At 73.3% G+C, this 26762-nt stretch carries 29 protein-coding genes, 3 tRNA genes and 1 other RNA gene; 20 read left to right on the top strand and 13 right to left on the bottom strand.

All coding sequences use genetic code 11. The annotated features are described in order from the left end of the window. Window positions 1-160: 160 nt before the first annotated feature. Both CLV72_RS10685 and CLV72_RS10680 read right to left on the bottom strand, forming a co-directional pair. Entirely contained in the window at window positions 161-1408 is a 1248-nt protein-coding gene (locus tag CLV72_RS10685) for a CynX/NimT family MFS transporter (protein ID WP_106244113.1), read from the bottom strand. Between the two features lie 90 nt (window positions 1409-1498). Beyond that, complete coding sequence (locus tag CLV72_RS10680; protein WP_106244110.1) at window positions 1499-2074, bottom strand: helix-turn-helix domain-containing protein; 576 nt, start codon at window positions 2072-2074, stop codon at window positions 1499-1501. Window positions 2075-2199: 125 nt separating this feature from the next. Between CLV72_RS10680 and CLV72_RS10675 the strand changes: the two genes are divergently transcribed. Together CLV72_RS10675 and CLV72_RS10670 are read left to right on the top strand one after the other, a co-directional pair. Then, complete coding sequence (locus CLV72_RS10675; RefSeq protein WP_106244106.1) at window positions 2200-2883, top strand: B3/B4 domain-containing protein; 684 nt, start codon at window positions 2200-2202, stop codon at window positions 2881-2883. Next, window positions 2880-3725 carry an EamA family transporter gene (locus CLV72_RS10670; protein WP_106244102.1) on the top strand — a complete coding sequence of 282 codons (846 nt, stop codon included), beginning with the start codon at window positions 2880-2882 and terminating at the stop codon, window positions 3723-3725. Before CLV72_RS10675 ends, CLV72_RS10670 begins: the two co-directional genes overlap by 4 nt. A 76-nt stretch (window positions 3726-3801) precedes the next feature. Here CLV72_RS10670 and CLV72_RS10665 read toward each other — a convergent pair whose 3' ends face one another. The 4 genes from CLV72_RS10665 to upp all read right to left on the bottom strand — a co-directional run bounded on the left by CLV72_RS10665 (window position 3802) and on the right by upp (window position 5929). Continuing rightward, window positions 3802-4314: a PH domain-containing protein gene (locus CLV72_RS10665; protein ID WP_106244098.1), complete on the bottom strand. Its 513-nt coding sequence runs from the start codon at window positions 4312-4314 to the stop codon at window positions 3802-3804. Between the two features lie 3 nt (window positions 4315-4317). Then, a complete protein-coding gene (locus CLV72_RS32140) occupies window positions 4318-4482 on the bottom strand; it encodes a hypothetical protein (protein ID WP_170140948.1) in 165 nt (54 codons plus the stop codon). Window positions 4483-4584: 102 nt separating this feature from the next. Further along, the gene (locus tag CLV72_RS10660) at window positions 4585-4809 is read right to left on the bottom strand and encodes a three-helix bundle dimerization domain-containing protein (RefSeq protein WP_106244094.1); all 225 of its coding nucleotides are present in this window, start codon (window positions 4807-4809) and stop codon (window positions 4585-4587) included. A 481-nt stretch (window positions 4810-5290) separates the two neighbouring features. Further along, window positions 5291-5929, bottom strand: coding sequence for a uracil phosphoribosyltransferase (gene upp, locus CLV72_RS10655; RefSeq protein WP_106244091.1), 639 nt, complete (start codon window positions 5927-5929; stop codon window positions 5291-5293). Window positions 5930-6169: 240 nt separating this feature from the next. Between upp and CLV72_RS10650 the strand changes: the two genes are divergently transcribed. The 4 genes from CLV72_RS10650 to CLV72_RS10635 all read left to right on the top strand — a co-directional run bounded on the left by CLV72_RS10650 (window position 6170) and on the right by CLV72_RS10635 (window position 7805). Further along, window positions 6170-6658, top strand: a complete 489-nt coding sequence (locus CLV72_RS10650) for a tRNA adenosine deaminase-associated protein (RefSeq protein WP_106244088.1) — start codon at window positions 6170-6172, stop codon at window positions 6656-6658. A gap of 12 nt (window positions 6659-6670) precedes the next feature. Then, window positions 6671-7150 (top strand): tRNA adenosine deaminase-associated protein, encoded by a 480-nt coding sequence (locus CLV72_RS10645; protein ID WP_106244085.1) that lies wholly within the window; start codon window positions 6671-6673, stop codon window positions 7148-7150. A 6-nt stretch (window positions 7151-7156) separates the two neighbouring features. Next, entirely contained in the window at window positions 7157-7654 is a 498-nt protein-coding gene (locus CLV72_RS10640) for a nucleoside deaminase (RefSeq protein ID WP_106244081.1), read from the top strand. Window positions 7655-7720: 66 nt separating this feature from the next. After that, window positions 7721-7805, top strand: a tRNA-Ser gene (locus CLV72_RS10635). A 224-nt stretch (window positions 7806-8029) separates the two neighbouring features. Here CLV72_RS10635 and CLV72_RS10630 read toward each other — a convergent pair. Beyond that, entirely contained in the window at window positions 8030-8890 is an 861-nt protein-coding gene (locus CLV72_RS10630) for an NAD(P)-dependent oxidoreductase (protein WP_211302810.1), read from the bottom strand. Window positions 8891-8963: 73 nt separating this feature from the next. On the opposite strand from CLV72_RS10630, the gene CLV72_RS10625 reads away from it, so the two are divergent. The 3 genes from CLV72_RS10625 to CLV72_RS10615 all read left to right on the top strand — a co-directional run bounded on the left by CLV72_RS10625 (window position 8964) and on the right by CLV72_RS10615 (window position 10491). Further along, on the top strand, window positions 8964-9326 hold the full coding sequence (locus CLV72_RS10625) for a MerR family transcriptional regulator (RefSeq protein ID WP_106244075.1): 363 nt from the start codon (window positions 8964-8966) through the stop codon (window positions 9324-9326). Between the two features lie 204 nt (window positions 9327-9530). Further along, a complete protein-coding gene (locus CLV72_RS10620; protein WP_106244071.1) occupies window positions 9531-9950 on the top strand; it encodes a VOC family protein in 420 nt (139 codons plus the stop codon). Window positions 9951-10080: 130 nt separating this feature from the next. After that, window positions 10081-10491 carry a VOC family protein gene (locus CLV72_RS10615; RefSeq protein WP_211302809.1) on the top strand — a complete coding sequence of 137 codons (411 nt, stop codon included), beginning with the start codon at window positions 10081-10083 and terminating at the stop codon, window positions 10489-10491. 12 nt (window positions 10492-10503) lie between these two features. Here CLV72_RS10615 and CLV72_RS10610 read toward each other — a convergent pair whose 3' ends face one another. Together CLV72_RS10610 and CLV72_RS10605 are read right to left on the bottom strand one after the other, a co-directional pair. Continuing rightward, window positions 10504-11160 (bottom strand): maleylpyruvate isomerase N-terminal domain-containing protein, encoded by a 657-nt coding sequence (locus CLV72_RS10610; RefSeq protein ID WP_106244067.1) that lies wholly within the window; start codon window positions 11158-11160, stop codon window positions 10504-10506. Between the two features lie 584 nt (window positions 11161-11744). Further along, window positions 11745-11831: transfer RNA gene (locus tag CLV72_RS10605), tRNA-Ser, on the bottom strand. A gap of 109 nt (window positions 11832-11940) precedes the next feature. Here CLV72_RS10605 and ffs point away from each other — a divergent pair. The 7 genes from ffs to CLV72_RS10570 all read left to right on the top strand — a co-directional run bounded on the left by ffs (window position 11941) and on the right by CLV72_RS10570 (window position 18208). Then, an RNA gene (ffs, locus tag CLV72_RS10600) (signal recognition particle sRNA small type) lies at window positions 11941-12037 on the top strand. 62 nt (window positions 12038-12099) lie between these two features. After that, window positions 12100-14094, top strand: coding sequence for a DNA polymerase III subunit gamma and tau (locus tag CLV72_RS10595; RefSeq protein ID WP_106244063.1), 1995 nt, complete (start codon window positions 12100-12102; stop codon window positions 14092-14094). A gap of 96 nt (window positions 14095-14190) precedes the next feature. Continuing rightward, complete coding sequence (locus tag CLV72_RS10590) at window positions 14191-14550, top strand: YbaB/EbfC family nucleoid-associated protein (protein ID WP_106244060.1); 360 nt, start codon at window positions 14191-14193, stop codon at window positions 14548-14550. A gap of 66 nt (window positions 14551-14616) precedes the next feature. Next, window positions 14617-15216 (top strand): recombination mediator RecR, encoded by a 600-nt coding sequence (gene recR / locus CLV72_RS10585; RefSeq protein WP_106244055.1) that lies wholly within the window; start codon window positions 14617-14619, stop codon window positions 15214-15216. Continuing rightward, entirely contained in the window at window positions 15209-15748 is a 540-nt protein-coding gene (locus CLV72_RS10580; RefSeq protein WP_106244052.1) for a DUF5063 domain-containing protein, read from the top strand. The genes recR and CLV72_RS10580 overlap by 8 nt, the downstream gene beginning before the upstream one ends. 109 nt (window positions 15749-15857) lie before the next feature. Continuing rightward, window positions 15858-17126 carry an aspartate kinase gene (locus CLV72_RS10575; RefSeq protein ID WP_106244049.1) on the top strand — a complete coding sequence of 423 codons (1269 nt, stop codon included), beginning with the start codon at window positions 15858-15860 and terminating at the stop codon, window positions 17124-17126. Beyond that, on the top strand, window positions 17123-18208 hold the full coding sequence (locus tag CLV72_RS10570; protein WP_106244046.1) for an aspartate-semialdehyde dehydrogenase: 1086 nt from the start codon (window positions 17123-17125) through the stop codon (window positions 18206-18208). The genes CLV72_RS10575 and CLV72_RS10570 overlap by 4 nt, the downstream gene beginning before the upstream one ends. Window positions 18209-18701: 493 nt before the next feature. On the opposite strand, the gene CLV72_RS10565 is transcribed toward CLV72_RS10570, so the two are convergent. Then, window positions 18702-19157, bottom strand: a complete 456-nt coding sequence (locus tag CLV72_RS10565; protein WP_106244043.1) for a GatB/YqeY domain-containing protein — start codon at window positions 19155-19157, stop codon at window positions 18702-18704. Between the two features lie 26 nt (window positions 19158-19183). Between CLV72_RS10565 and CLV72_RS10560 the strand changes: the two genes are divergently transcribed. After that, complete coding sequence (locus tag CLV72_RS10560) at window positions 19184-20101, top strand: metallophosphoesterase (protein WP_106244040.1); 918 nt, start codon at window positions 19184-19186, stop codon at window positions 20099-20101. A 60-nt stretch (window positions 20102-20161) separates the two neighbouring features. After that, a tRNA-Pro gene (locus CLV72_RS10555) sits at window positions 20162-20235 on the top strand. Window positions 20236-20256: 21 nt separating this feature from the next. On the opposite strand, the gene CLV72_RS33600 is transcribed toward CLV72_RS10555, so the two are convergent. Beyond that, window positions 20257-22902, bottom strand: coding sequence for a helix-turn-helix transcriptional regulator (locus CLV72_RS33600; RefSeq protein ID WP_106244035.1), 2646 nt, complete (start codon window positions 22900-22902; stop codon window positions 20257-20259). 111 nt (window positions 22903-23013) lie between these two features. Here CLV72_RS33600 and CLV72_RS10545 point away from each other — a divergent pair, with 111 nt between their 5' ends. Next, on the top strand, window positions 23014-23646 hold the full coding sequence (locus CLV72_RS10545; protein WP_106244031.1) for a dihydrofolate reductase family protein: 633 nt from the start codon (window positions 23014-23016) through the stop codon (window positions 23644-23646). A gap of 251 nt (window positions 23647-23897) precedes the next feature. After that, complete coding sequence (locus tag CLV72_RS10540) at window positions 23898-24176, top strand: hypothetical protein (protein ID WP_106244027.1); 279 nt, start codon at window positions 23898-23900, stop codon at window positions 24174-24176. 46 nt (window positions 24177-24222) lie between these two features. Here the strand turns inward: CLV72_RS10540 and CLV72_RS10535 are convergent, their stop codons facing one another. Together CLV72_RS10535 and CLV72_RS32130 are read right to left on the bottom strand one after the other, a co-directional pair. Beyond that, on the bottom strand, window positions 24223-25620 hold the full coding sequence (locus CLV72_RS10535) for an alpha-L-fucosidase (RefSeq protein ID WP_106244023.1): 1398 nt from the start codon (window positions 25618-25620) through the stop codon (window positions 24223-24225). A gap of 909 nt (window positions 25621-26529) precedes the next feature. Then, window positions 26530-26676 (bottom strand): hypothetical protein, encoded by a 147-nt coding sequence (locus CLV72_RS32130; RefSeq protein WP_170140947.1) that lies wholly within the window; start codon window positions 26674-26676, stop codon window positions 26530-26532. Between the last annotated feature and the right edge of the window lie 86 nt (window positions 26677-26762).

Genomic DNA, 26762 nt, shown 5'->3' with positions numbered 1-26762 from the left:
TCTCCCCAGGGCCGGCCGATCCGGTGAACGGTTCGGCCGACCTCCCTGTGCGGCGGGTACGGCTGCCGCCACACCACGCCCACACTTCTAAGATGGTCCAAGTTAACCTTCCGTTCACCTTCACGTCAATCCGAATCCATTGATCTTGGCGTGGGAGGTGTCACACCCGCTTGATGTTTACCGACGGAAGCGGCTCGACCGCTCCCTGTACCCGCAGATCGCGCCCGGCCCCAAGCCCGGCGGCCAGCTGCGCCGCCAGCAGCACCAGCAGGACGACCAGCGCGGCCCTCCAGCCGCCCGTCAGGTCGTGCGAGAGGCCGATCGCCACCGGGCCGGCCGCCGCCAGCAGGTAGCCGACGCCCTGGGCCATCGCCGACAGCGCGGTGGTGTGCGCGGTGTCGGGCGAACGCAGCACGATCAGCAGCAGCGCCACGCTGATCCCGGTACCCTGCCCGAGCCCGAGTAGCACCATCCACAGGTAAGCGCCCTGCACCGGTGCGACGAGCAGGCCCAGCACCCCGGCCGTGCTCAGCGCCACATTGGCCGCGGCGTACCGCCCCTGCCGCCGCGAGCGGGCCGCGAGCAGCGAGACGGCCAGCGACGCGGGCAGTCCGCTCAGCCCGGCCAGCGACAGCAGCCAGCCGGCCGACTCCGCGTCCACACCGTGCTCGGCGAAGATCGCCGGAGTCCAGGCGGTCAGCGTGTAGAAGTGCAGCGACTGCAGGCCCATGTAGCAGGTGACCTGCCAGGCCAGCGCGCTGCGCCACAGCCCGCGCACCGGCAGGCGCGGCGGCTCCCTGGTGTGCCGGCGCGCCTGCGGCGCCCACACCGCCAGCGCCAGCACCGCCGGCAGCGCCCACAGGGCGAGCGCCCAGCGCCACGGCAGCGCGAGGGCGTCCATCAGCGGCACCGTCACCCCGGCGGCCACCGCCGCGCAGCCCGACAGCATCACGGTGTACGCGCCGGTGAGCAGGCCCACCCGGCTCGGGAAGTCGCGCTTGACCAGGCTCGGCACCAGCACATTGCCCACGGCGATCGCGGCGCCGACCAGCAGGCTGCCCGCGAACAGGAAGAGCACCGGCGGCGCGGTGCGCAGCGCGAAACCGGCGCACAGCACGGCGAGCACGGCCAGCAGCACCGGTTCGATGCCGAAGCGGCCGGCCAGCCGGGGCGCCAGCGGCGCCAGCGCGCCCAGGCAGACGATCGGCAGCGTGGTGAGCAGCCCGGTCGCGGTCGCCGACAGCCCGGTGTCGGCGCGGATCGCCTCAACCAGCGGGGCGACCGCGATGATGGCCGGGCGCAGATTGGCGGCGATGAGGAAGACCCCGGCGACCAGCAGCGCGGCCGAGCCGCGCCGCGCCGTCCGGGCGGCCGCGGTGCCGGCGGTCCGGCCCGTCGGAAGGGTCATGCGCACCTCCGGTCCGGCTGCGGCGCGGAGGACATCCTAACATCCGACCAATCGACGGCCGGGCGGGCGCGGACGGAGCGGGAGCGGCCGCTACTCGGGGACCGGCGGGACCAGCACGGCCAGGGTGAACCGCACCGGCTCCCCGCCGTCGGCGGCGTAGCCGTGCGCGCGGTCGCCGGGGAAGACGATGCTGGAGCCGGCCGGCACCCGGTGCACCGACTCCTCGGCGGTGAGCAGCAGCGCGCCCGACTCCACATGGATCAGCTCGCGCACGCCGGCGCCGTGGGAGCTGCTGGAGTGCCGCTCCCCGGGCAGCATCAGCCAGTGCCACAGCTCGATCGCGTGCGGCGGATCGGTGTTGGCGACCAGGGTGCCGTGGCCGCCCGCCTCGCCCGTCCACAGCCGCAGCCGCCGCTCCGGGCCGATCACCCGCACGTTCGGAGGCTCCTCGGTCTCGACCAGCCGGGTGATCGGCAGGCCGAAGGAGTCGGCCACCCGGACCAGGGTGGCCAGGTTCGGATTGCCCCGGCCCTGCTCGAGTGCGACCAGCACGCCCTTGCTGACCTGGGCGCGCTGGGCCAGCAGGTCGAGGCTCCAGCCGCGGGCGGTCCGGTTCGCGCGCACGTTCCTGGCGATGGCCTGGCTCACGGCGGTCGGGTCGGTCATGCGCCTCATCCTGTCAGGACCGTCCCGGGCGGACGGTCCGCCGCCGCTGCGGGCGGTCGGTTTGCTGTACCGTGCGGTGCATTAAAATAACCTGCGGCAGGCGGACGCTTCAGCGGGAGGGCCACATGTTGCGCGAGATCCATGTCGACGAGTCGGTCCGGGCACTGCGCCCGGACTTCGCCGTGCTCGCGATCGTCGCCGAGGGGCTGGCCAACGGCCCGACCGACGACGCCGCCCGCGCACTGCTGCGGCAGGCCGCGGCCGCTCCGGGCGGCGAGGCGCACGTGGAGGCGTGGCGGGCCGCCTACCGGGCCTTCGGCGCCAAGCCGCAGCGTACCCGCCCCTCCGTCGACGCGCTGCGGCGCCGGGCGGCCGCCGGCCTGCCCGAGATCAGCAGGGTGGTCGACGCCTACAACGCCGTCAGCGTCGCCCACGGCCTGCCGGTCGGCGGCGAGGACCTGGACCGCTACATCGGACCGCCCCGGCTGGTGCGCGCCGCGGGCGACGAGGACTTCCCCACCCTGCGCGACGGCGCCGAGCACACCGACCACCCGGAGATCGGCGAGGTGGTGTGGCGCGACGACGCCGGGGTCACCTGCCGGCGCTGGAACTGGCGCCAGAGCACCCGCACCCACATCACCGAGGCGACCACCCGCGCCCTGTTCCTGCTGGAGCGGCTGGAACCGATGACCCTGGCCGAGCTGGAGCGGGCCGGCGACGCGCTGGTCGCCGCCCTCGACCAGGTCAGCCCGGGCGCCCGCGTCGCCGCCCGGCTCATCGGGCCCGCCTCGGGCGGAGCGCCGGAGTGAGCGTGCTGCTGGCCCTCGGCGCCGCCCTGCTCTACGGCGCCGGCGACTTCCTCGGCGGCTCGGCCACCCGGCGGCACACCGTCTGGGCGGTGCTGCTGGTCTCGACCCCGGTCGGGCTCGCCGCCCTGGCGGCGACCGCGCTGCTGCTGCCCGGAGACGCCTCCGCCTCGGCCCTGGCCTGGGGAGCGCTGGCCGGAGCGGCGGGCGGCGCCGGCATGCCGCTGCTGTACGCCGCGCTGGCCGCCGGGCCGATGAGCGTGGTGGCGCCGGTGTCGGCTCTGGTCTCCGCGCTGCTGCCCATCGGCTACGCGGTCCTGGGCGGCGAGCGCCTCGCGCCCTCCGCCTACCTCGGCGTGGCGCTCTGCCTGGCCGCGATCACCCTGGTCGGCCTGGAGCGCGACGCCGCCGACCGCCCGGCCAGGCCGGGGCGCGGGGCGCTGCTCGCGCTGGTCTCCGGCTTCGGCTTCGGCGGCTTCTTCATCCTGATCCAGCAGACTGGCGACGCCACCGGCGTCTGGCCGCTGGTGGCGGCCAAGTCGGCCGGGCTGATCGTGATCGTGCTCAGCGCGCTGCTCGCGGCCGGCCGCGCGGTGCGCTCCCGGGCCGCGCGGCCCGCCGTGTCCGTCCTGGCGGTGGCGGCCGGCCTGATCGACGCGCTCGGCGACCTGCTCTACCTGCTGGCGGCGCGGGCCGGACTGCTCAGCCTGGCCGTGGTGATCTCCTCGCTGTACCCGGCCGTCACTGTGCTGCTGGCCCGGCTGGTGCACGCCGAACGGCTGCGCGCGGTGCAGCGGGTCGGGCTGGCGCTCGCCCTGCTGGGCCTGGTGCTGGTCGCGCGCTGACCGGCGCGGCGCGGCCCGGAACGCGAAACGGCCCCGTCCGCGAGCATGGCTCGCGGACGGGGCCGCCCCGGATGCGTCACTCCCTGCCCGGGAAGATCATCCCGACGATCTCCAGGTACAGCTGCTCCGGATACGGGACGTAGTCGATCCGGCTGAGCGCCTGGTCCTGACCGGCGGACTCCATGATGAAGGAGCCGTAACCGATCATGCGGCCGAGGATCGTGCGCTCGAACCGCATGTCGGTGACCTTGCCGAGCGGCATCATGTTGACCTGGCGGGTGATGAGCCCCGCCGTGCCGATCAGCCGCGCCGAGGTGACCACGAAGTAGTCCACCGACCACTCCGCGACCTTCCAGACGAAGTAGACCAGGAGCAGCAGCCACGCCCACCACACCACCGCGAGCGCGGTGGGGTCGGAGGCGATCGTGTTGCTCAGCACGCCGGCGAGCACGAGTCCGCCCAGTACGAACCCGGCCGGCCTCAGCAGCACCGCTGGATGCCGCCGGATCGTGATGACCTGCTGCTCGTGCGGCAGCAGGTAGCGGTTCACCGACGCGGGCGCTTCGTCACCCGGCGTTACCAGTCTCATGGCTCAGACGACGAGCGCGTTGACGAAGGTGGAGAGCGACTCGGCGGCGGAGCCCAGACCGGCGAAGACATTGCCGACGAAGTCGGCCGCGGCGACAGGTTGAGTGATGAGGAAGAACACCACGAAGGCGATGCCCGCCCAGCCGAGGTACTTCTTGAATCTTGCCATGACCGGCTCCCGATGCACACAACAGACCCACTGACCCAAGGTCCTTTTTACACCAGCGGCCACTCGGGACCAAAGCCCGACACACGTGACCGACAGCGATTATTACCGCTGTTCGGCCGCCACAAGCGCGAGCACGTGAAGATGTTTGCGGGCGATGCGTTCGACCTGGTCAGGGCTTGCCTCGCCGGTGATGTCGCGCACGCTGTGGCGCGCGGCGTCCACACAGCGGGACACGGTGGCGTGCGGGTGGACGCCGCCGAACTCGGTGCGGAGGCGGTCCACGATGGCCGTGAACTCCCGGATGGTGTCCTGCGAGGTTCCGGACATGTCACTCCTCGGGGAATCCGTGAGGCTGATGACGAGGCGCACAGCTCTGCCTACTCTGAGTGAGGTCACGGGGAGTGTGCGTTCGGTTCCGTTCGTCGGGGCTGTCGCTTTTCGGTCTGGGGCGGTACTGAAGGGGTGGGTCTGTCGACAATGGGGTCGGTTGGTCGGGAAAGGTGCCTGCTATCTTCCCCGTTCTGCGCCGGATCATGCGTAACAAGCCGCCAACGTGCGCGAACTCCGTCACGGTAGTGCGAACTTACCGGATGTCGACGAAGAATCCGTAACGAATGCTCAGCTGTTTGTAACGGTTTGCGGGCATGGTGACCGGATAACGGCCCTGGGATTAACCGCCTCCGACATGCCCGCTACACCGGCGCCGCGGGCACGCCGACGGGCGCCGGGCGATACGGCGCGACGAAACAGTGGCCGGATCCGGACATGGGAGCTTCCCGGCGGCTCCGCCCCGGTCCGGGCGAAGCGCTCAGACCGTGCCGTAGAGGCGGTCGCCCGCGTCACCCAGCCCCGGCATGATGAAGCCCGACTCGTTCAGCCGCTCGTCGACCGCGGCCGTCACGATCCGCACCCGCGCCGCGTGCTCGCCCAGCCGCTCGCGCAGCGCCGCCAGCCCCTCGGGCGCGGCCAGCAGGCACAGCGCCGTGGCGTGGCTCGCGCCCCGGTCCAGCAGCAGCCGCAGCGCCGTCGCAAGCGTGCCGCCGGTGGCGAGCATCGGGTCCAGCACGTAGCACTGCCGCCCGGTGAGGTCGTCGGGCAGCCGGTTGGCGTAGGTGGTGACCGTGAGGGTGCGCTCGTCGCGCACCATGCCGATGAAGCCCACCTCGGAGGTCGGGATCAGCCGGGTCATCCCCTCCAGCATCCCCAGGCCCGCCCGCAGGATCGGCACGACCAGCGGCACCGGCTTCGCCAGCCGCACCCCCGGCGCCGGCGCCAGCGGCGTCTGCACCGTGACCTCGTCCACGCGCACGTCGCGGGTCGCCTCGTAGGCGAGCAGGGTCACCAGCTCGTCCGCGAGCCGACGGAAGGTCGGGGAGTCGGTGCGCACGTCGCGCAGGGCGGTGAGCTTGTGCGACACCAGCGGATGATCGATGACCACGGTCTCCATGGGCCACGAGGGTAGCCGCCCCGCGCGGTCCGCTCCGCACGTGTGCGCCGCAGGCCCGGTCCGTGATCGAATCGGTGTCGAGCCGTATCGCCGGAGCGATTTGCGGCGTCCGTAATCCGTTCGAGGCGTACACGCGATCTAATAGGGCGGGTGAGCGCGGACATCTTCTCCGGTGACCATGAGATCGTTCCCCGGGATCGCGATGGGGAACCGGACCCCGGGCATGCCGTTGAGGGTGAGATGACAGACCATAACTCCGGGGACTTCGCCGCCGTGGCCTACCGCGAGGAGGACCGCTGGGACGTCGACCCCCTGCCCGTCGCCCTGGCCGGCGACCTCAAGGGGCTGCTGCACGCCCTGCGCCAGCAGCCCAGCATCAGCGGCGCCATCGGCCTGGTGGCCGTCGAGGACGACTTCTTCATCCTGGCCCGCGTGTTCGGCCACAGCGAGGTGAGCGTCTTCCTGTCCGACGTCACCGCCTCCGTCGACTGGCCGGTCGCCAGGCAGGTGCTGGAGTACCTCGACATCCCGATCCCCGACGAAGAGGACCTCGACCAGGTGCTGCCGGTCGGCGACCTGTCCATCTTCGCGGACCTCGGCCTCGACGAGATGGAACTGGGCGCACTCGCCGGCGACCTGGACCTCTATCCCGACGAGGTGCTCGCCAGCATCGCCGAACGGCTCGGCTTCCACCAGCCGTTCCAGTACGCCCTTGACTCGATGGCGTGATCGGAGAGTCCAGTGCCGTATTTCGCAGCCGTCTTCTCCCGGGGTGACCAGGGCTGGACCGGGTCCGACATCGAACTCGACGACGTCGAGCAGATCGACGACATCGCCGACCTGATGCGCGACTCCGCGGGCCAGTCCGACGACGTGATCGTCCTCCTCCTGGAGGAGAACGACGAATGGTGCGCCATCGTCCGCCTCGACGGCCACACCGACCCCCAGGTCTTCCTCTCCGACACCCGCGCCGCCCAGAGCAGCGAGCTGGCCGGCCTGCTGTCGGAGGCCGTCGGCGCCGAGTGGACCGAGGAGGACGAGGGCACCGCGCATCCCCCGGCCACCGAGCCCGCCGGCGCCACCGACATCTTCGCCGACTACGGCCTCAGCCCGACCGAACTCACCCGGCTGGCGGTCAAGGAGGGCATGCTCCCCGCCGACGTGCTCACCGCCGTCGCCGAGCGGGTCGGCTTCGCCGAGGAGCTGGAACAGCTCCGGTAACGGCCGATGAACAGCGGTGAACTGCTCGACGCCGCCCTGCGCCTCGCACTCGGCGAGGCCGCGGCGGCCGTCCGCACCGGCGACGTCCCCGTCGGCGCCGTCGTCCTCGACCCCGGCGGCGCCGTCATCGGCCGGGGCCGCAACGAGCGCGAGGCCGCCGGCGACCCCACCGCCCACGCCGAGGTGCTGGCCCTGCGCCGCGCCGCCGCGGCCGCGGGCCAGTGGCGCCTGACCGGGTGCACCCTCGTCGTCACCCTGGAACCGTGCACCATGTGCGCGGGCGCCGCCGTGGCCGCCCGCGTCGACCGCCTCGCCTACGCCGCCCGCGAACCCAGGACGGGCGCCGCCGGCTCCCTGTGGGACGTCCTGCGCGACCGCCGCCTCAACCACCGCCCCGAGGTCCTGGGCCCCGACCGCTTCACCCCCGACCTGGCCGCCCGCAGCGGCGAACTCCTGCGCGCCTTCTTCGCCGCCCACCGCACCGACCCGCCCCCCACCACCTGAGCACCCCCGGCCGCCCGGCTGCAAACCGGTACGGCCCACGGCCCCGAACCCTGTAAGGTGGCTCGCGGAGGATTCGCCTAGTGGCCTAGGGCGCACGCTTGGAAAGCGTGTTGGGGGCAACCCCTCAGGAGTTCGAATCTCCTATCCTCCGCTTGCCTTCACCGGGCAGAACACAGCCCCGGGCCGTCCACACGGCCCGGGGCTGTGTCCGTTCGACCGTGCGGTGCGACCGCGGCGCCGACGTGCTGGAGGCCGGGCCGGTCGGCGGCCTCCCATGCGCGGTGGGCCGCCCCCAGGTCGTCCCAGATCCGCCCCGGTCCGCCCTGCGCCACTCGGTGGCGGCCAGGTGAGTGGTCCCGTCCGCCACCGCGCGGCTCATGGCCTGCGGAACTGCTCCACCAGCGCCGCATACCCACTGGCGCCGTGACCGGCGGCCGCCGCTCGCTCGGCCAGTGCCCTGGCGAGCCTCGGCAGCTCGGCGTTGACGCCGAGCGACCCGCTCTCCTCCACGACGTGCGTCATCGCCGCCAGGTGGGTATCGATGGTGCCGTCGTGGGCCGGGTAGACGCCGTCGTCGGCCTGCCGCGCGTAGCCCGGCAGCCAGCCGGCCACCGTGCCGATCGCCGTCTGCGCGATGGGGAGGTACGCCGAAGCGGACACACCGGCCGTGCCGAGGATCGCGGCCCCGTTGAGGAAACCGTTGAGCATGCCCCACATGAGGACGACCGTGGCCATCTCGTGCGTGGCCGCCAGTCCGGGGTCATCGCCGAGGTGGCGGCCCGTGCCGAGACTGCCCAGCGCGGACGCGTGGGCGTCGTACAGCGCTCGCGGCCCGCTGTAGGCGAGCACGGCCTCGGCCGTGCCGACGGCCTCCGGGACAGCCATGATCCCACCGTCGAGGTAGCCGCCGCCGCGGCGCGCCACCACCTCGGCGAGCGCTCTGGCGCGCGAGGGCGTGCCCGAGGTCAGGTTCACCACGACCCGACCGTCGAGCGGTCCGTCCAGGACGTCCGCCACGGCGTCGTAGTCCGACACGCAGACCACGACGAGCGGAGCCGCCGCGATCGCGGCCGCCGGAGACCCGGCGAGCGCCGCGCCCCGAGCCACCAGGTCGTCGGCCTTGGCGGTCGTGCGGTTCCACACGGTCGTCGGGTGCCCCGCGCGCAGGAACGCCCCGGCGAGGGCGCCGCCCATCAGCCCGAGGCCCAGAACCGTGACGGGTGTGCCGGTGTGCATCATGTTCCCCTTCGCTGGTCGGTGGCACAATCGTCAAGGTTCAGACCGGTATGAAGGTCAAGGGGGAATCCGCGTGCTGATCGGGGAGCTGAGTCGGCGGACCGGGGTGAACCCGCACCAGCTGCGGTACTACGAGGCGCAGGGCCTGCTGACGCCCGACCGCGGCGGCAACGGCTACCGCGAGTACGGCGACGACGCCGTGCTGACCGTGGCCCAGATCAGGAGACTGCTCGACGCCGGGCTGTCGACCCAGGAGATCGGGTACCTCCAACCGTGCGTCACCGGCGCGGCACCCGACCTGAAGCCCTGCCCGGAGACCCTGGACCTGCTGCGGGAGCGCATCGCCGGACTGGACGAGCGGATCGGCACGCTCGTCCGGTCGCGCCGGACCCTGCGGGAGTACCTGGCGGCCACCGAACGGCGGCTGGCCGGCTAGGCGGCCCGGCGAGCGCCGCCGTGCGGTCGCCGAGGACCCGCTCGACGCCCTCGACGGGCACCGGGAGGACCGGGTGCGGCCCTTCGTTCACCGCGCTCCCGCGGTTCGCGTCGCGGTAGCCGTGCCGGTCGGGAGCCGCGTTCCAGCGGCGGGGGCGAGGCCCGGGCGTGGCAGTCTTGGGGCACTGCCGATGGGAGGCCGGATTTGGGCGGTTACTACCACGTGTGCTTCGTGGTGCCGGAGCTGGAGCGCGCCATGGCGGACCTCGGACGCGCGGGCGGGGTGGAGTGGAGTCCGGTGCGGGAGGACGTGCTCGGGCCGTGGGAGTACCGGATCGTGTTCTCGCGCGGAGGGCCGCCCTACTTCGAGCTGATCGAGGGGCCGCCGGGGAGCCCCTGGGACTGCGGTGGGGCGGCGCGCTTCGACCATGTCGGTTTCTGGACGGAGTCGATCACGGCCAGGTCGCGGCGGCTGGCCGACGGCGGGTTCCCTGTGGACTTCGACGGCTGCCCGTACGGGCGCCCGTTCGCCTACCACCGGGTCGACTCGATCGGGGCGCGCGTCGAACTGGTCGACGTCGCCCGGCGCCCCGCCTTCGAGTCCGCCTGGGGGCCGGGTGCCTGAGCGGCCCGGACGCGGCGCGGGCGCGGCGGACGCCCGCTGACATCCCCCCTGCCTAGGATCGCTCGGGACGCGCCCGCTCCGGTCCGCGCCACCGGGGCGCGGCGGCGGCGCTCGACGAGGAGCCGCAGCGATGACCTTCGCGCCCGTGGTGGTGAGCCTGCCCGTCGCCGACCGGCGGCGTTCGTTCCGCTTCTACCGGGACGGGCTCGGCCTCGACCCCGTGGGCGAGCCCGCCGAGGACGGAGTTCCCGAGCCGCTGCAGTTCGCCGTCAACGACGGACTGCGGCTCATGCTGATCCCCACCGGCGGCTTCGGCTGGGTCATCGGCGGGCGCGAGGTGGCGCGGCCGGGATCGAGTGAGTGCGTGATCGGCGTCGGCGCCGGCTCCGAGACCGCGGTCGACCGGCTGGTGGAGCGCGCCCGGCAGGCCGGGGCCGAGATCGTCACCGAACCGGGAGCGCAGCCCTGGGGGTACGCGGGCGCCTTCGCCGACCCTGACGGCCATGTTTGGATGGTCACGCCGCACCCCGACGCCGGCTGACGCCGGCGGCGGTCAGCCGATGACGAACGGGAGCCGCGCGGCGAGCGGGCCCAGGGCGGCCCGCTCCCCGCCGGTCGGGGCGCGCCGCCCGGTGCCGACGAGCAGCGCGTCCGTGTCGGAGAACGAGGTGGGGAACGCGGCTCCGGCGATCCGCTCCAGCATCGCGCGCGAGCGGGCGAGGCCCTCGGCCGGCGGGCCGGGCGCGTCCGGGAGGTGCGCGATCAGGTCGAGGTGGTGCAGCGTCCACTCCAGGACGTACGCCGACAGGTAGTCGCCCGCGGTGAGGACCACGTCGCGGGTGGCGACCCGCATCGCCGGGTCGGCGAGCCCCGCCGCGCGCCCGGCGGCGGAGCCGACATCGTCGAGGTGGAACTTCAGCAGCCCCGGCTCCTCGTAGGCGGCGGCCAGCCGGACGGTCAGCGCGTCGAGCGGATCGTCCCCGGTCGGCGCCGTACCGGAGACCTCCCAGTAGCCGACCGCGTCGCGGGTCGGCTCCGCCCCGGTGGGCATGGCCAGCGTGATCAGCACATCCTGCGCGTCGATCACCAGATGGCACACCAGACCCCGCACCAGCCAGCCGGCACACCCCGACGGCCGCGCGAAGTCCCCGTCCGCCACCCCCGCGACCGCCCCCAGCAAAGCCGCCCACGACCGCCCGAAAAGATCCACCCCGGCACGCTAACGCCACGCCCCACCCCGGACAACCGATATCCGGACGGCCACCCCCGGCCCCCACGACCGCAACGCCGGCAGAGTCCCAACTCTCGACGGGGGCAAGGGGCAGCGCCCCAAGGCACTGACCGAACAACAACCGACCGCACCCAACGACGGGGGCGAGGGGCGCAGCCCCAAAAAGCCCGACACTCCGGCACCGCAACGTCAGCAGAGGTCCACACACACGACGGGGGCAAGGGGCGCAGCCCCAAAAGGCCCTCAGCACTCGACGACCGCAACGCCGGCAAGCGTCCGCACCCAACGGCGGGGGCGAGGGGCGCAGCCCCGAAAAAGCCCGACACTCCACGACCGCAACGACGGCAGGCGTCCATATTCGCGGTAGGGGGGCAAGGGGCGCAGCCCCAAAAAACGCCAACACTCTACGGCTGAAACGTCGGCAGAGGCACACACCCGCACTGGGGGGCGTGGGGGGCTAAGCCCCCCACAGTGGGGGGTTCCGGGGGGTCTCCCCCCGGGCGACATGGCTAGCGCCCGCCTGGGAAGCAAGCCAACGGCTTGCGAACAGGCGGGCGCCCGGGCGGTAGCGGTGGGATTTGAACCCACGGAGGAGTTGCCCCCTCACACGCTTTCGAGGCGTGCTCCTTAGGCCGCTCGGACACGCTACCGGGAGCGAGCCTACCAGTGCCGGGCGCGGCGGCCGGACGGGTTTTCCGGGTGCGGGGGAGAGGGCCGGCGGGAGTGCGCACGGGACCGGCCGGAAGCCACTACACTGAGATCAGCCCCTCGTGCGGCGTGTATCTCGTGAACCTCCCCAGGGCCGGAAGGCAGCAAGGATAAGCGGGCTCTGGCGGGTGCGCGAGGGGTCTTTTCTTTGGTGGAGCGGCAGCGGGCTCCCCGCACCGCCCCTGTTCGCCAGAGCCGGGTGGGTCGACCTTGAGTATCGCGCTGTACCGCAAGTATCGCCCCGCGACCTTTGCCGAGGTCAGGGGGCAGGACCATGTCACGGTGCCGCTGCGCCAGGCGCTGAGGAACGGCCGGATCAACCACGCCTACCTGTTCAGCGGCCCGCGCGGGTGCGGTAAGACCACGAGCGCCCGGATCCTGGCGCGTTCGCTCAACTGCGAGCAGGGCCCCACTCCGGATCCGTGCGGGAGCTGCGATTCGTGTGTGGCGCTGGCTCCGGACGGCCCGGGCAGTATCGATGTGATCGAGATCGACGCGGCGTCGCACGGCGGTGTGGACGATGCGCGCGATCTGCGGGAGCGGGCGTTCTTCGCGCCGGTGTCGGCCCGGTTCAAGGTGTACATCATCGACGAGGCCCACATGGTCACCCGTGAGGGTTTCAACGCGCTGCTGAAGCTGGTGGAGGAGCCGCCGGAGCATCTGAAGTTCGTGTTCGCCACCACGGAGCCGGAGAAGGTCATCGGCACCATCCGGTCGCGTACGCACCACTACCCGTTCCGGCTGATCCCGCCGAGTACGCTGCGGGGCCTGCTGGAGGAGATCCTGCGCCAGGAGGGTGTGGCCTACGAGCCGGCGGCGCTGCCGCTGGTGGTGCGGGCGGGCGCGGGTTCGGCGCGTGATTCGCTGTCGATCCTGGACCAGCTGCTGGCGGGCTCCGACGAGGCGGGGATCACTCACGCCGGGGCCGTCTCGCTGCTGGGCTACACCGATGGCGGGCTGCTGGACGAGGCGGTGGACGCCTTCGCGGCGCGTGACGGCGCCGCGGTGTTCCAGACGATCGACCGGGTGGTGGAGGGCGGCCACGATCCGCGCCGGTTCGCGGCCGATCTGCTCGAGCGGCTGCGTGATCTGCTGGTGCTGGCGGCGGTGCCGGAGGCGGCGTCCAACGGCCTGCTGGACGTGGCGCCCGACGAGGCGGAGCGGCTGCGCGAGCAGGCGGGCCGGATGGGCGCGGGGGAGTTGACGCGTGCGGCGGAGGTCTTCAACGCGGGGCTCACGGAGATGCGCGGCGCGACGGCGCCCCGGCTGCTGCTGGAGCTGATGTGCGCCCGGGTGCTGCTGCCGGCGGCCGACGGCGGCGACGCGGGGGTGCTGGCCCGGTTGGAGCGTCTGGAGCGGCGGGCGCCGTCGGGTCCGGCTCCGGCGGCCGCGCCGTCCGGCCCGGCCGCGGTACCCGCCCCGCCGGTCCGTCCCGCGGCCGAGCCGGCGTCGGGCGCGGCGGCCGCGCGGCAGGCGGTGGCGGAGTCGCGCCGTCCCCCGTCGCGTCCGGCCGCCCCCGAGCCCGAGCCGCGGCCCGCGCCGCCCGAGCCGGCGCCGCGCGCCGAGAGCGGTGGCTGGTCGGAGCCATCGCGGCCGTCGGCCCCGCCGCCCGCCGCGCCGCCGCCCGCTCCGGCGGCCCCGGCCGGGGGGCGGCTGGACGCCGCCGCCGTGCGCGAGGCCTGGCCGCGGATCCTGGAGACCCTGAAGGGGCAGAGCCGCGTCGCGTGGATGGTGGTGAACTCGGGCGGTGTCAGCGTCGCCGAGGTGAACGGCGGCACCCTGGTGCTCGCCTTCGAGCGCGAGGGCGAGCGGCGCGGCTTCCAGGCGGGCAACCGCGGGGCCCCGCTCGCCGCGGCGATCCGCACCGTCCTCGGCGCCGACCTGCGGGTGGAGACCGTCACGGGCGCGCCGCCGACCCGGTCGGCGCCGCGCGCCGCCCCGCCGGAGCCGCCGCCCCCACCGCCCGACCCGGGCGCGTCCTGGTCGGCGCCCCCGCCGGAGCGGCCGGCCCCCGCCGCCGCCCCGCCCGCACCCCCCGTCGAGAGCCGCCCCGAGCCGCCGCCCCCGCCGCCCGACCCCGGCCCCGACGTGGCCGACCCGCTGCACGACGCCGACGCCGACGACGGCCCGGAGCCCACCGGCGAGCGCCTCATCCGCGAGGAGCTCGGCGGCGAGCTGATCCAGGAGTTCGACCAGGCCGGCTGAGCCCTCGCGCCACGGCCGCGCCCGCGGCGCCTGCGGCGAGCCGCGAGGGCCCGGCACCAACTACGCTCGGGCCTAAGACACCGACCCGAGGAGCAGATGGTGAATCCTGGTGGCGAGCTGAACATGCAGGCGCTGCTGCAGCAGGCCCAGGCGATGCAGCAGCAGTTGATGTCCGCGCAGGCGGAGCTGGCCGAGGCCGAGGTCGAGGGAACGGCCGGCGGCGGGCTGGTGTCGGCGACGGTGAACGGCAAGGGCGAGGTCATCGACGTCACGATCGACCCCAAGGCCGTCGACCCCGACGACCCGCAGGAGACCGCCCAGACCATCGCCGACCTCGTCCTCGCGGCCATCCGCGACGCCGAGCGCGCCGTGGGCGAGCTCCAGCGCGAGAAGATGGGGCCGCTGACCGAAGGGCTCGGCGGAGCCGGCGGCGGGCTCGGCCTGCCCGGCTTCTAGGCCGGCCGCAGCAGCCGGCGGCCGCCCGCCGCCGGCCCGTGGAAGACGAGCGGGAGAACGAACGCGATGTACGAAGGTGCCGTCGCCAACCTCATCGACGAGCTCGGCCGGCTGCCCGGCATCGGTCCCAAGAGCGCGCAGCGGATCGCGTTCCACCTGCTCTCGTCGGACTCCGCCGACGTCCAGCGGCTGGTGGGCGCGCTGGTCGAGGTGAAGGAGCGGGTCCGCTTCTGCGCGATCTGCGGCAACGTCTCCGAGGAGGCGGAGTGCCGCATCTGCCGTGACGAGCGGCGCAACCCGGCGGTCATCTGCGTCGTCGAGGAGCCCAAGGACGTCGTCGCCATCGAGAAGACCCGCGAGTTCCGCGGCCGCTACCACGTCCTCGGCGGGGCGATCAGCCCGATCGAAGGGGTCGGCCCCGAGGAGCTGCGGATCAGGGAGCTGATGGCCCGGCTCGCCGACGGCGGCATCACCGAACTGATCATCGCGACCGACCCGAACCTGGAGGGCGAGGCGACCGCCACCTACCTCGCCCGTCTGGTCAAGCCGATGGGTCTGAAAGTCACCCGGCTGGCCAGTGGACTCCCCGTCGGCGGCGACCTCGAGTACGCCGACGAGGTGACCCTCGGCCGGGCCTTCGAAGGGCGGAGACTGCTCGATGTCTGACCGAACCGACGACTGGCACGCGCTCGCCGACCGCGTCGCCGGCCAAGTACGCGACTACCTCGACACCACCCGCGCCACCGCTCGCGGCGAGCACGACGGCGAGGCCATCCCGCTGCTGCTGCTCCAGGTCTCGCAGATCCTGCTGGCCGGGGCGCAGCTCGGCGCGAGCCGCGACGTGATCCTGCCCGGCAACTGGGAGCCCGACGTCGGCGAGGACCCCGACCTCGACGACCTGCGGCAGGGGCTGGCCAAGGTGCTGGCGCCCGTCGACACCTACGGCGAGCTGTTCGACCCCTACACCGACAGCCAGGGCACCGCCTACCGGCTGTCCGACGACATCGCCGACGTCGCCTCCGACCTCATCCACGGCCTGCGCCACTACGACGCGCAGCGGCCGCACGAGGCGCTGTGGTGGTGGCAGTACTCCTACTTCAACCACTGGGGCAACCACGCCGGCGCCGCGATGCGCGCGCTGCACGCGGTCATCGCGCACGCCCGCCTCGACGTCGCCCCCGAGCCGACGGACGCCTGACCGCGGGCGATGCCGCTGGTTAGCCGACCGCTGTCTGGGGTAATCACGCACCGCTCGGTAGACTTGCCGATTGGTTCATTCCGACCCCTAGTCCCAGGAGCGCCGGCCAGTGGCTCTTGTCGTGCAGAAATACGGTGGTTCATCCGTCGCCGATGCCGAGAGCATCAAGCGGGTCGCCCAGCGGATCGTCACGACCAAAAAAGCCGGCCACAGCGTGGTCGTCGTCGTGTCCGCCATGGGCGACACCACCGACGAGCTCCTCGACCTGGCCGAGCAGGTGAGCCCGCTCCCACCCGGGCGCGAACTCGACATGCTGCTCACCGCGGGCGAGCGCATCTCCATGGCGCTGCTGGCGATGGCCATCGAGAACCTCGGACACGAAGCGCGCTCCTTCACCGGCTCGCAGGCGGGCGTGATCACCACCTCCCTGCACGGTGCCGCGCGCATCATCGACGTGACGCCCGGCCGGATCTCCACGGCCATCGACGACGGCTCGATCCCGATCGTGGCCGGGTTCCAGGGCGTCTCACAGGACAGCAAGGACATCACGACGCTGGGGCGCGGCGGCTCCGACACCACCGCGGTGGCGCTGGCCGCGGCCCTGGAAGCGGACGTGTGCGAGATCTACACCGATGTCGACGGCGTCTTCACCGCCGACCCGCGCATCGTGCCGGCCGCCCGGCGCATCCCGCGCATCACCTACGAGGAGATGCTGGAGATGGCCGCGTGCGGGGCGAAGATCCTGCACCTGCGCTGCGTCGAATACGCCAGGCGTTACAACATGCCGATCCACGTCCGCTCCTCCTTCACCATGAAGGAGGGCACCTGGGTCACCGGAAGCATTGAGGGAAACGAGATGGAACAGCCGATCATCTCCGGTGTGGCACACGATCGGAGCGAGGCGAAGATCACCGTGGTCGGTGTGCCCGACCGGGTCGGCGAGGCCGCCGCGATCTTCACGGCCCTGTCCGATGCGGAGATCAACATCGACATGATCGTGCAGAACGTGTCGGCGGCGGCCACCGGCCGCACCGACATCTCCTTCACGCTGCCCGCCAACAGCGGGCAGGTCGCGATGGCCACCCTGAAGAAGATCCAGGAGAAGATCGGCTTCGACTCCCTGCGCTACGACGACCAGATCGGCAAGATCTCGCTGATCGGCGCCGGTATGCGCTCCCACCCCGGGGTGACGGCCCGCTTCTTCGACGCGATCGCCAGCGTCGGCACCAACATCGAGATGATCACCACCTCGGAGATCCGGATCTCCGTGATCGTCAACCAGGACCGGGTCGACGAGGCGGTCGCCGCGGCGCACCGCGCCTTCGATCTGGACAGCGAGCAGGTGGAGGCCGTGGTGTACGGAGGTACCGGACGATGAGCGCGCCCACCGACACCGCGGCCGCGCGTGCCGGGCGCCCCACCCTCGCGGTGGTCGGCGCCACCGGCGCGGTCGGCACCGTCATGCTCGACCTGCTGTCCACCCGCGAGGACGTCTGGGGCGAGATCCGGCTGATCGCCTCGCCCCGCTCGGCCGGGCGGCGGCTGCGGGTCCGCGACGAGGACGTCGAGGTGCTGGCGCTCGCGCCCGAGGTCTTCGACGGCGTCGACGTCGCCATGTTCGACGTGCCCGACGAGGTCTCCAAGGAGTGGGCGCCGGTCGCCGTCGAGCGCGGCGCGATCGTCGTCGACAACTCCGGCGCCTTCCGGATGGACGCCGACGTCCCGCTGGTGGTGCCCGAGGTGAATGCGGCGGCCGCCCGCAGGCGGCCCCGGGGCATCATCAGCAACCCCAACTGCACCACCCTGTCGATGATCGTGGCGATCGGGGCGCTGCACCGCGCCTTCGGCGTGCGCGAGCTGGTGGTGGCGTCCTACCAGGCCGCGTCCGGTGCCGGGCAGAGCGGTATCGACGCCCTGCAGGACCAGCTGGCCAAGGTCGCCAGCGACCGCAACCTCGGCAGCAGGGCCGGCGACGTCCGGGCCGCCGTCGGCGACCTCGGTCCGTTCCCGGCGCCGCTGGCGCTGAACGTGGTGCCGTGGGCGGGCTCGCTGAAGGACGACGGCTGGTCGTCGGAGGAACTGAAGGTCCGCAACGAGTCGCGGAAGATCCTCGGCCTGCCCGAGCTGCGGGTCACCGCCACCTGCGTGCGGGTGCCGGTGATCACCACCCACTCGCTGTCGGTGCACGCCGTCTTCGAGCAGGAGCTGACCGCTGCCTCGGCCCGCGAGGTGCTCGCCTCGGCCCCCGGCGTGGTCGTCTCCGACGACCCCGCCAAGGCCGAGTTCCCGACCCCCGCCGACGTGGTCGGCACCGACCCCACCTGGGTGGGCCGTATCCGCCGCTCCCTGGACGACCCGCACGGCCTGGAGCTGTTCCTCTGCGGCGACAACCTCCGCAAGGGCGCGGCCCTCAACACCGCCCAGATCGCCGAGCTGCTGGCGGAGGAACTCACGGCCTAGCCCCACACCCCGCGCTCCGGCCCGCCGCCCCGTACGGGGCGGCGGGCCGTGGCATGTCGGGGTGACCACCGGGGTGGGCGGGCCACTGCACCACACGGGCAGAGCCATCAAGCCCGGCCCGGCACCGCCCGCACCCGCACCGACCGGCGCCGGGCGGCAGGGGGGCGGAGCAAACCACCCCCACCCCTCCGGGCCCCTCCCTACCGGGGGCAGACCACCCCGTCAAGAAGCAAGCCCGCGCCCCGAGCCTGGCGGCTGTCAAGCCCCCGCACCAGCCCCGGCGGCGAATCTGTGCATAAGCCCGCCGTTCGGCCCGGCGCCGTCCACAGCCGCCCAAGCGGCCGTTCCCGTCCGCCCGGCCCAACGGCAGAATGGTGAATCAGGGGGCACCCCCCGGTCCCAGGCCGCACTGCGCCCGGCGCCTGCCAGGAAGCTCGGCCCGGCGCCCCACGCACGCGCGCCGGCGCGAACCGCCGGGCCCACACCACCGGGCTCAGCCCGCCAGCTGCCGCCTGACCTCGTCGGCCACCCGGCGGCCCTCGGCGCGCCCGGCCACCTGCGGGGTGACCAGCTTCATGACCTGGCCCATCTGCTTGGGGCCGGTGGCGCCGGCCTCGGTGATGGCGGTGGCCACCAGCGCGCTCAGCTCCTCGTCGGTGAGCTGGGCGGGCAGGTACTCCGCCAGCACCTCACCCTCGGCCCGCTCCTCGGCGGCCTGCTCGGGGCGGTCGGCGTCGTCGAATGCGGTGGCGGCCTCGCGCCGCTTCTTGGCCTCGCGGCCGAGGATCTGCACCACCTCGTCATCGCTGAGCTCGCGCGCCTGCGAGCCGGCCACCTCCTCATTGGTGATGGCCGTGAGCGCCAGCCGCAGCGTGCGGGTCCGCAGCCCGTCGCGGGCGCGCATCGCCTCCGTCAGGTCGGCGCGGAGCCGTTCTTTCAGCGCAGTCATAGCGGTAAGTCTGTCACCATGGAGCCATGGGTAGGACGAATTCTCTGGTCCGCGCGGCCGGCCGCGGCGCCCTGGCGCTGGGGGCCGCCGGAGCGCTCGGGCTGGGGTACGCATCGCTGATCGAACGCAACTGGTTCCGGCTGCGCCACTACACGGTGCCGGTCCTGCCCGCGGGCAGCCCGCCGCTGCGCGTGCTGCACCTCGCCGACACCCACCTCACCCCGGGCCGCCGCCGGCTCATCGAGTGGGTCAAGTCGCTGGACGCCTACGCCCCCGACCTCGTCGTCAACACCGGCGACTCCATCGCCCACCCCGACGCCGTCGGCCCGCTCATGGAGGCCTTCGGCCCGCTGCTGGACCGCCCCGGCGTCTTCGTCTACGGGTCGAACGACCTGTACGCGCCCATCTTCAAGAACCCGGTGCGCTACCTGTGGCGCACCTCCGGCAAGGAGTACAGGAGACGCACGGTGCCCGACCTCCCGTACGAGGAACTGGGCGCCGCGATGCGCGCGGCCGGCTGGCTCGACCTCAACAACCACAAGGGCCACCTCAAGGTCGGCGAGCTCACCGTCGCCCTGGCCGGCATCCACGACTCCCACATCAAGCGCGACCGCTATGAGCAGATCGCCGGCCCCGCCGACCCCGCCGCCGACGTCCGCATCGGCGTCATGCACTCCCCGGAACCCCGCAACCTCGACGCCTTCACCGACGACGGCTACGAACTCCTCCTCGCCGGCCACACCCACGGCGGCCAGGTCTGCCTGCCCTTCTCCGGCCCGCTCGTCACCAACTGCGGCATCGACCGCGCCCGAGCCCACGGCCTCAGCCGCAACGGCCCCTCCTGGCTGCACGTCTCGGCCGGCCTCGGCACCTCCCCCTACGCCCCGGTCCGCTTCGCCTGCCGCCCCGAAGCCGCCCTCCTCAACCTCGTCCCCCGCACCTGAGCCTCCCGCCCATATTGGGACGCGACCACTCCCCGGTTCGGCTAGACTGCTGATGGCACACGGGGTGTAGCGCAGCTTGGCAGCGCGCTTCGTTCGGGACGAAGAGGTCGTGGGTTCAAATCCCGCCACCCCGACAGCTCAGACGCCACTTCCGATCACGGAGGTGGCGTCTTTCGCATGCGCTCGCCTGCCGCCTGCTGGCGCCGGTCCGGCGGGCGGCTGCGGGCCAGTTCGGTGCGGTTGGCCACGCCGAGCTTGGCGTAGGCGTGCGAGAGGTGGGTCTTCACCGTGCCGCGGCCGATGAACAGCTCCGCCGCGATCTGGGGGTTGCTGAGTCCGCGGACGGCGAGCTCGGCCACCGAGCGTTCGGCCGGCGTGAGGCTGGCCCAGCCGGTCACCGGCCGGGCGGCGCGGCGGCCCCTCAAAGCCCGGTCGGCCGCCTGGTCCAACGGGAGGGCGCGGCCCCGGTCCAGGGCCGTGGCGTACTCGGGCCCCTCGGGCAGCACCGGACGTCCGGCGCGGTAACCGGTCTCGCGGCGGGCCCGGTCGGCCGCGCCCAGCAGCAGCCCGGTCCGCTCCGGCGTGCCGGCCAGCGGTGCCAGGGCCTCCAGGCTGTCGACGCAGCCGAGGACGAGGCCGTGATCGAGCCGGATCCGCAGTGCGTCCCGGTGCAGGGCGGCGGCCGCCGCCGGATCCGCGGGAGCGAGCAGCCGGGCGCGCTCGGCCAGCGCCCCGGCCCGCAGATGCGGCATCCCGTCCAGGGTCGGCGCGGCCTCGGCCTGCTCCAGCCTGCGCCGGGACGCGTCCGCGTCCCCGGCCAGCCGCAGTGCGGCCGCGTGGACGAGCAGCAGGTCGGGGGTGACCGCGTGCCGCTCCCGCTCGCACCAGTCCAGCGCCTGCGGCACGGCCCCGCGCCACAGGGCGACCCGGGCGCGGGTCGCCGACCAGCCGGGGACGTAGGGAGCCGGCGACGCCTCGTCGATCACCCGCTGCAGCTCGTCCATGACCGCCTCGGCCTCGTCCAGCCGGCCCCGCAGGGCGACGACCCGCGCCAGGCCCCAGGCGGCGGTGCCGCTGCGGGCGAAGTCGCGCAGCGGCGCGGCGGCCTCCCTGGCGCGGACCGCGGTCCGCTCGGCCCGCTCCAGCTCCCCGGTGTGCGACTTGCCGACGGCCAGGGCGGCGAGCCCGGTGGCGGCGATGCCCCGGTCGCCGCGGCGCAGCAGCGACACCGCGGACCGCTCCAGCCACTCGCACGCGTCGGCGTGGTTCTCGCCCAACTGGTCGACCAGCCCGACCAGCACTCCGCTGGCATCACGGCTGAACGCGTCGCCCGCGGCGGCGGCCTCGCGGTGGGTGCGCAGCGCCAGCTCGCGTGCGGCCGCCAGATCCGAGTGCAGCAGGCCGATCGCGACCAGCTGCTGCGCCAGCAGCACCGTACCCGGATCACCGGCCTGCCCGCCGAGCACCGCGGCCCGCTCCGCGGCCGCGAAGGTCTCCGCGTCGGGCTGCACCACCTCGCCGACCAGCGCGAGCGAGACCAGCACCCGGCCCTGCAGCGCCTGGTCGCCGCCCGGATCCAGCTCGGCGGCGCGCCGGAGCAGCCGCCGCCCCGCCCGGTCGCCGGTCAGGTGCCACCACCACGCCGCCGCGACGCACAGCCGGCGGCCGAGGTCGGCGTCACCCCCCGCCAGGCACCACTCCGCCGCGGCCAGCAGATCCGCCCGGAACTCCCGCACCCGCTCCCGCCACCGGTCCTTGTCGGTGGCGGCCAGCGGCGCGAGCGCCCGCAGCAGATCCAGTTGGACGCGCGCATGCTGATGCCTGGCCTGGGTCTCCTCGCCCGCCTCGCGCAGTCTGGCCAGCGCGTACTCCGCCACGACGGCCAGCATGCGGTGCCGCGCCCGCGGCCCGGACACGTCGCAGACGACCAGGGACTTGTCGATCAGGCCGCGCAGCGCACGGAGCATCCCGCCGCCCTGCCCGTCTCCGGCCAGCGCCCGCACCGCGTCGACGCCGAACTGCTGGAAGGGCGCGAGCCGGCGCAGCAGCACGCGTTCATCACCGGTGAGCAGCCGGTGGCTCCAGTCCATCGAGTCCGCCAGGGTGCGCTGCCGGAACGGGGCCGACCGCCGACCGCCGTCCAGCAGCAGCTGATCGGCACCGCCGCCCAGCATCTCCGCGATCTCGGGCAGCGAGAGGGTGCCGGCCCACGAGGCGGTCAGCTCCAGGGCGAGCGGCAGCCGGTCGAGCCGCTCGCAGATCCGGCGGGCCGCGGCCCGCGCCGCCTGGTCGGCGGCGTCGGCGCCGGACCGCTCCAGGAGCAACTCGACCGCCTCGGCCAGCACCATCGGCGCCACCCGCCAGACCCGTTCCCCGGCGACCCCGAGGGGCTCCCGGCTGGTGGCCAGGACGGTCAGCCCGGGGCACCGGCGCAGCGCGGCCTCGGCGAACTCCGCCGCGCCGGCGCGCACCTGCTCGCAGTTGTCGATCACGACCATGGCCGGGCCGTCCGCCAGGGCGGCCACCGCGGCGGCCGGATCCGAACGCGGCACCGGCACCCCCAGCGCCTCGGCGACCCGCTGCACCACCTGCTCGTCGCGGGACTCCTCGGACAGGTCGACCCAGACGGCGCCGCCGCCGGAGGCCCGCCGCGCGGCCCGGACCGCCAGCCGGGTCTTGCCGCAGCCCCCGGGACCGGCCAGCGTGAGCAGCCGGCCGCCGGCCAGCGCCTGGACGACCGACTCCAGTTCGGCCGCCCGCCCGACGAACGAGGACAGGTCCGCCGGAAGGTGGATCACCATGGCCGATGAGTCTGCCACCCGTTCCGGAATATCTGCCAGTCGGCAGATGTCCCGGCACGGCTCCCCGGCCACCATCGATCACAGTACCGAGCGAGACCGAGAGGAACTGCGATGACCGAGACGGCCGCGAAGAACACCGGCGGACGGACCGTGGTGGCGAACTTCAGCATGTCCCTGGACGGCTACGTGACCGGGCCGGGCGGCGCGGGCGACATGAGCTGGGTGGCCCGGCACGCGGTCAGCGACCAGGCCAGGGACGTGCTCACCCAGATCGTCAACGGCGGCACCACGGCGCTGCTCGGCCGGCGCAACTACGAGGGCTTCCGCGGCTACTGGCCCGCGGTCGGCCGCGACGAGAACGCCGATCCGCGCGACCGCGCCTACGGGCAGTGGCTGGACCAGGTGGAGAAGGTCGTGTTCTCCACCACGCTGACCGGAACGGACTGGTCCGGCGCCCGGATCGTCAGCGGCGACCCGGCCGAAGTGGTCCGGGAGCTGCGCGGGCGTGACGGCGGGGACATCGTCGTCCAGAACAGCCTCAGCCTGATCCGGGCGCTGCTGGCCGTCGACGAGATCGACCGGATCACGATGGTCCTCTGCCCGGAGCTGTCCGGCGGAGGGATCCGGATGTTCGACCAGGGCTTCCCGTCGACCTCCTGGAGCCTGACCAATGTGACCAGCACGGACACCGGCGCCCTGGTGCTCGTCTACGACCGGCTCCGCGAGGCGGCCGGCGCGCGGTGACCCGTGCGGACGCGCAACCGCAGGGACGGCTCTCCGGGAGGACGACATTCCCGGGGGCCGTCCCGCTGTGCGCACGGTCGGCGGTGGTCCTTCCCGCACCGGACCGGCAGGACGGCGGGCGCGATCCTCCGCAGGCGCGGCCGCCGGAGCCCTGACGCCCCGCCGCGGCGGCCGTTATGAGTTTCCTAAGAACGGCGGCATCCCCGACCCTCCGTCTGACAGGCTGTGCGGCGCGTCGGAAAGGGGTCGATATGTGGCGCATTGTGTGGGGCTGCCTCGCGGTCGCGCTCTGGGGGGCGGCGGTCGGCATGATGCTGTTCGCCACGCCTCAGGGGCGCGAAGAGAGCATCGACTCGGAATGCCCGCCGCTGATCGAGTATCCGACCGCCTTCGAGCGCACCTCCTACCAGTACCGGGACGACTGCCGGCTGGCGCGGGCGGACGTGCTGGCCGGCGCCTTCTACCCGCTGGCGGCGTCGGTGCCGTGCTGGGCGCTGTGGGCGAACGCCCGGCGCCGGGCGGACCACTGACGGGAGCCGGAACCCGCCCGGTGCGGCCGGGCGGATCGCGCGGCCGTCATCGCGCCCGCTCGGCCGCGACCGGACGCACCGCCTCGGCGGGCGAGATCCGCAGGACCAGCGCGGGCCGCTCATCGGGGACCTCGGGCAGGCGCACCGCGACCCCGTGCCCGGTCGGCGCCCATTCGAGCGGGGACCGGTCGCCGGCCAGGGTGACGGCGGCTGCGTCGTCGACGGTCACGTCCAGCTCCACCCGGGCGGCGGCGGGGGTGCCGAGCACGATCGCGTGGACCGCGTCGGCGGACCGGGTGTAGCGGACGCCGAGGCCGTCCCGGGTGGTGCCGGCGGCGCGCAGCCAGGGACGCGTCCCGTAGACGGCCTCGCCGTTCTCGCGCAGCCACCAGCCGAGCGCGAGCAGCCGCTCGGCCTGGATCCATGGGATGCGGCCGCTCGCGGTCGGGCCGACGGCGGGCAGGAAGTTGCCGCCGTGGGCGACGCAGTCCACGAACTCGTGGATGAGCTCGGTACGGCTGGGCAGGGTGCCGTCGGTCTCCTGGCGGTTGTAGCCGAAGGACGAGCCCAGGCCGCGGCACGACTCCCAGCCGCGGCCCGCGGGCGCCTCGTTCGCGTAGTCGCGCTGGTACTCCAGGGTCGCGAAATCGGCCAGCTCCTCCTCGGAGCCGGCCGGGTGCGGGCCGAACCGGTCGTTGACGACGCCGTCCGGCACCTGCTCGCGGTACCAGGCGATCAGCTCGCCGGCCCGGGCGCCGGCCGGATAGCCCGCGTCGTTCCAGAGCACCGAGGGCCGGTAGCGCTCGATCAGCTCGCGCCAGTGCGCGTCCGCGTAGGCGCTGTACCGCGGGTCCTGGGCGATCCGCTCCGGCAGATTCTCGTAGTCGTCCGAGGCGGGCGGCTCGGTGAAGGTGAAGTCGAGCCCGCCGCTGTAGAGCACCCCGAACCTCATGCCGCGCGCACGCACCGCCTCGGCCAGCTCGCCGGCGATGTCGCGCTCGGCCTGCCAGGCGCGCTTGTGCGGATTCGGCGCGGCGCTCGGCCAGAGCAGGAATCCGTCCTGGTGTTTCACCGTGAGCACCACGTAGCGGCAGCCGGCCGCCGCGAACAGCTCCGCCCACGGCCGCGGATCCCAGCGGTGCAGTCCGGCGCGGAACTCGGCCGCGAAGGAGTCGTAGTCGCGGCCGGGATGGTGCTCCGCGTGGTGGCGGGCGGTGGCACTGGTCGGAATGTGCAGCTGGTTCAGGTACATCTCCGCGAAGGGGAGGTGGTCGCGCAGCAGCGCGGTGCTCTCCTCGTCGGTCATCCGCTCCCAGTCGGCGGCAGACGGGAAAAGGGGCGCGAAGGCCGGGACCGCGGCGGGCGTCCACACCACCATGACGCCCAGTTTCGCGTCATCGAACCACGTCGGCCTGACCCGCCGCTCAGCACTGGAAACCGACATGAGGGCATACCTCCACTATTCTGCACGTCCATTTCGCGAACCCTCGGTCCGCCGCGCCGAACGCTAGCGGATCTGCGGCGCAATACGCATACGAATCCATATGGCGATTTATATGAACCGTGCTTCACCTGGGGAAACGTGTGGTCTTGTGCGGTGGGTTCGCGACGGGTCCGTGAACACGTGCGCGGTTGTATATCCGCTCTGTCATTCGAATACATCGGAGGGTGGCGAGGGCGGCGGAATCGGGCGGCCGGTGCGATTGACCTCGCCGGGGCAGCAGCGTGATCGGGCGATATCCGTCCGAACGGGAAAGGCCGCGGGCGCGCTCGGAAGCGGGAAGGAGGCCGTACGGTGAGCGGCCGGCGCGGGGCGGACGCGAAGGCGGCGGCTCGGGAGAACGCGTCGGGCCGGCCGTGCGTCCTTGTCGGCGGGTCCGCGGGCCGCTGTGGCGGTGCGGAGATCGCCCGCGGGTGGCTTGGCGCTGCGCGCCGAAGGAATGGGACCGGTCCCGCCGGAAGAGGGGGGTCAGCGGGACCGGCTTGAGAGAACGTTACAACGCCTGGTACGTGCTTCGTGCCGCAGCTCAGCAGGCTTTCCCGCGCCCATGGCCGGACGGTTATCAAGGCGTAAATGCATTTTGCGTTTGCGATGCGCAACCCGGGCGACAAGTAGGGGCACAGCCGCGTTGGTGCCCTACTGCCAGAGGGGGTCAGTCGGGCACCAACGCGCTGTCAGCGGTGGTCAATCCGGATGGAATTTGCATCTGCGTGCGCCTGACCACAGTCGGTCACCGGCGTACGGCGTGGGAAAAGGGCCGCTCGGCGGCGGGAACCGATCGGACGGATGGGGACGAGCCTCGTCATCCGGCGAACGGCCGGGGGTGCGAGCCGCGAGGCGGCCGTCGAGGTGCTAGAGCTCCGCGAGCAGTCGCTCGACGCGCTCCAGGACGTCCGGCGGGGGCGGGGGCTCCGAGATGATCTCCCAGAGCTCGTCCATGAGCAGATCGTTGGGCAACGGGAGGAACTCCACTCTCCGGCTCTCCTCTGATTGCGACATAGTCACACCTTGGTATCAGGAATCTAACCAGAGTGTCCGGTTGGGCGCACTTGTCGCGACTCGGCGCCATGGCCACATTGGGCCGC

Source organism: Allonocardiopsis opalescens, from assembly GCF_003002095.1.
Taxonomy (GTDB): Bacteria; Actinomycetota; Actinomycetes; order Streptosporangiales; family Streptosporangiaceae; genus Allonocardiopsis; species Allonocardiopsis opalescens.
This window is presented reverse-complemented; position numbering and strand designations above follow the sequence as displayed.

Coding starts and splice junctions, on each gene's coding strand:
- upp (WP_106244091.1), bottom strand. CDS start 5,929: ATGGAGACCGTGGTCATCGATCATCCGCTGGTGTCGCACAAGCTCACC.
- CLV72_RS10660 (WP_106244094.1), bottom strand. CDS start 4,809: ATGTCCGGAACCTCGCAGGACACCATCCGGGAGTTCACGGCCATCGTG.
- CLV72_RS10570 (WP_106244046.1), top strand. CDS start 17,123: ATGAGCGCGCCCACCGACACCGCGGCCGCGCGTGCCGGGCGCCCCACC.
- CLV72_RS10560 (WP_106244040.1), top strand. CDS start 19,184: ATGGGTAGGACGAATTCTCTGGTCCGCGCGGCCGGCCGCGGCGCCCTG.
- CLV72_RS10565 (WP_106244043.1), bottom strand. CDS start 19,157: ATGACTGCGCTGAAAGAACGGCTCCGCGCCGACCTGACGGAGGCGATG.
- CLV72_RS10665 (WP_106244098.1), bottom strand. CDS start 4,314: ATGAGACTGGTAACGCCGGGTGACGAAGCGCCCGCGTCGGTGAACCGC.
- CLV72_RS10540 (WP_106244027.1), top strand. CDS start 23,898: ATGTGGCGCATTGTGTGGGGCTGCCTCGCGGTCGCGCTCTGGGGGGCG.
- CLV72_RS10685 (WP_106244113.1), bottom strand. CDS start 1,408: ATGACCCTTCCGACGGGCCGGACCGCCGGCACCGCGGCCGCCCGGACG.
- CLV72_RS10680 (WP_106244110.1), bottom strand. CDS start 2,074: ATGACCGACCCGACCGCCGTGAGCCAGGCCATCGCCAGGAACGTGCGC.
- CLV72_RS10590 (WP_106244060.1), top strand. CDS start 14,191: ATGGTGAATCCTGGTGGCGAGCTGAACATGCAGGCGCTGCTGCAGCAG.
- CLV72_RS10650 (WP_106244088.1), top strand. CDS start 6,170: ATGACAGACCATAACTCCGGGGACTTCGCCGCCGTGGCCTACCGCGAG.
- recR (WP_106244055.1), top strand. CDS start 14,617: ATGTACGAAGGTGCCGTCGCCAACCTCATCGACGAGCTCGGCCGGCTG.
- CLV72_RS10640 (WP_106244081.1), top strand. CDS start 7,157: ATGAACAGCGGTGAACTGCTCGACGCCGCCCTGCGCCTCGCACTCGGC.
- CLV72_RS32140 (WP_170140948.1), bottom strand. CDS start 4,482: ATGGCAAGATTCAAGAAGTACCTCGGCTGGGCGGGCATCGCCTTCGTG.
- CLV72_RS10535 (WP_106244023.1), bottom strand. CDS start 25,620: ATGTCGGTTTCCAGTGCTGAGCGGCGGGTCAGGCCGACGTGGTTCGAT.
- CLV72_RS33600 (WP_106244035.1), bottom strand. CDS start 22,902: ATGGTGATCCACCTTCCGGCGGACCTGTCCTCGTTCGTCGGGCGGGCG.
- CLV72_RS10545 (WP_106244031.1), top strand. CDS start 23,014: ATGACCGAGACGGCCGCGAAGAACACCGGCGGACGGACCGTGGTGGCG.
- CLV72_RS10630 (WP_211302810.1), bottom strand. CDS start 8,890: ATGCACACCGGCACACCCGTCACGGTTCTGGGCCTCGGGCTGATGGGC.
- CLV72_RS10675 (WP_106244106.1), top strand. CDS start 2,200: ATGTTGCGCGAGATCCATGTCGACGAGTCGGTCCGGGCACTGCGCCCG.
- CLV72_RS10580 (WP_106244052.1), top strand. CDS start 15,209: ATGTCTGACCGAACCGACGACTGGCACGCGCTCGCCGACCGCGTCGCC.
- CLV72_RS10615 (WP_211302809.1), top strand. CDS start 10,081: ATGACCTTCGCGCCCGTGGTGGTGAGCCTGCCCGTCGCCGACCGGCGG.
- CLV72_RS32130 (WP_170140947.1), bottom strand. CDS start 26,676: ATGTCGCAATCAGAGGAGAGCCGGAGAGTGGAGTTCCTCCCGTTGCCC.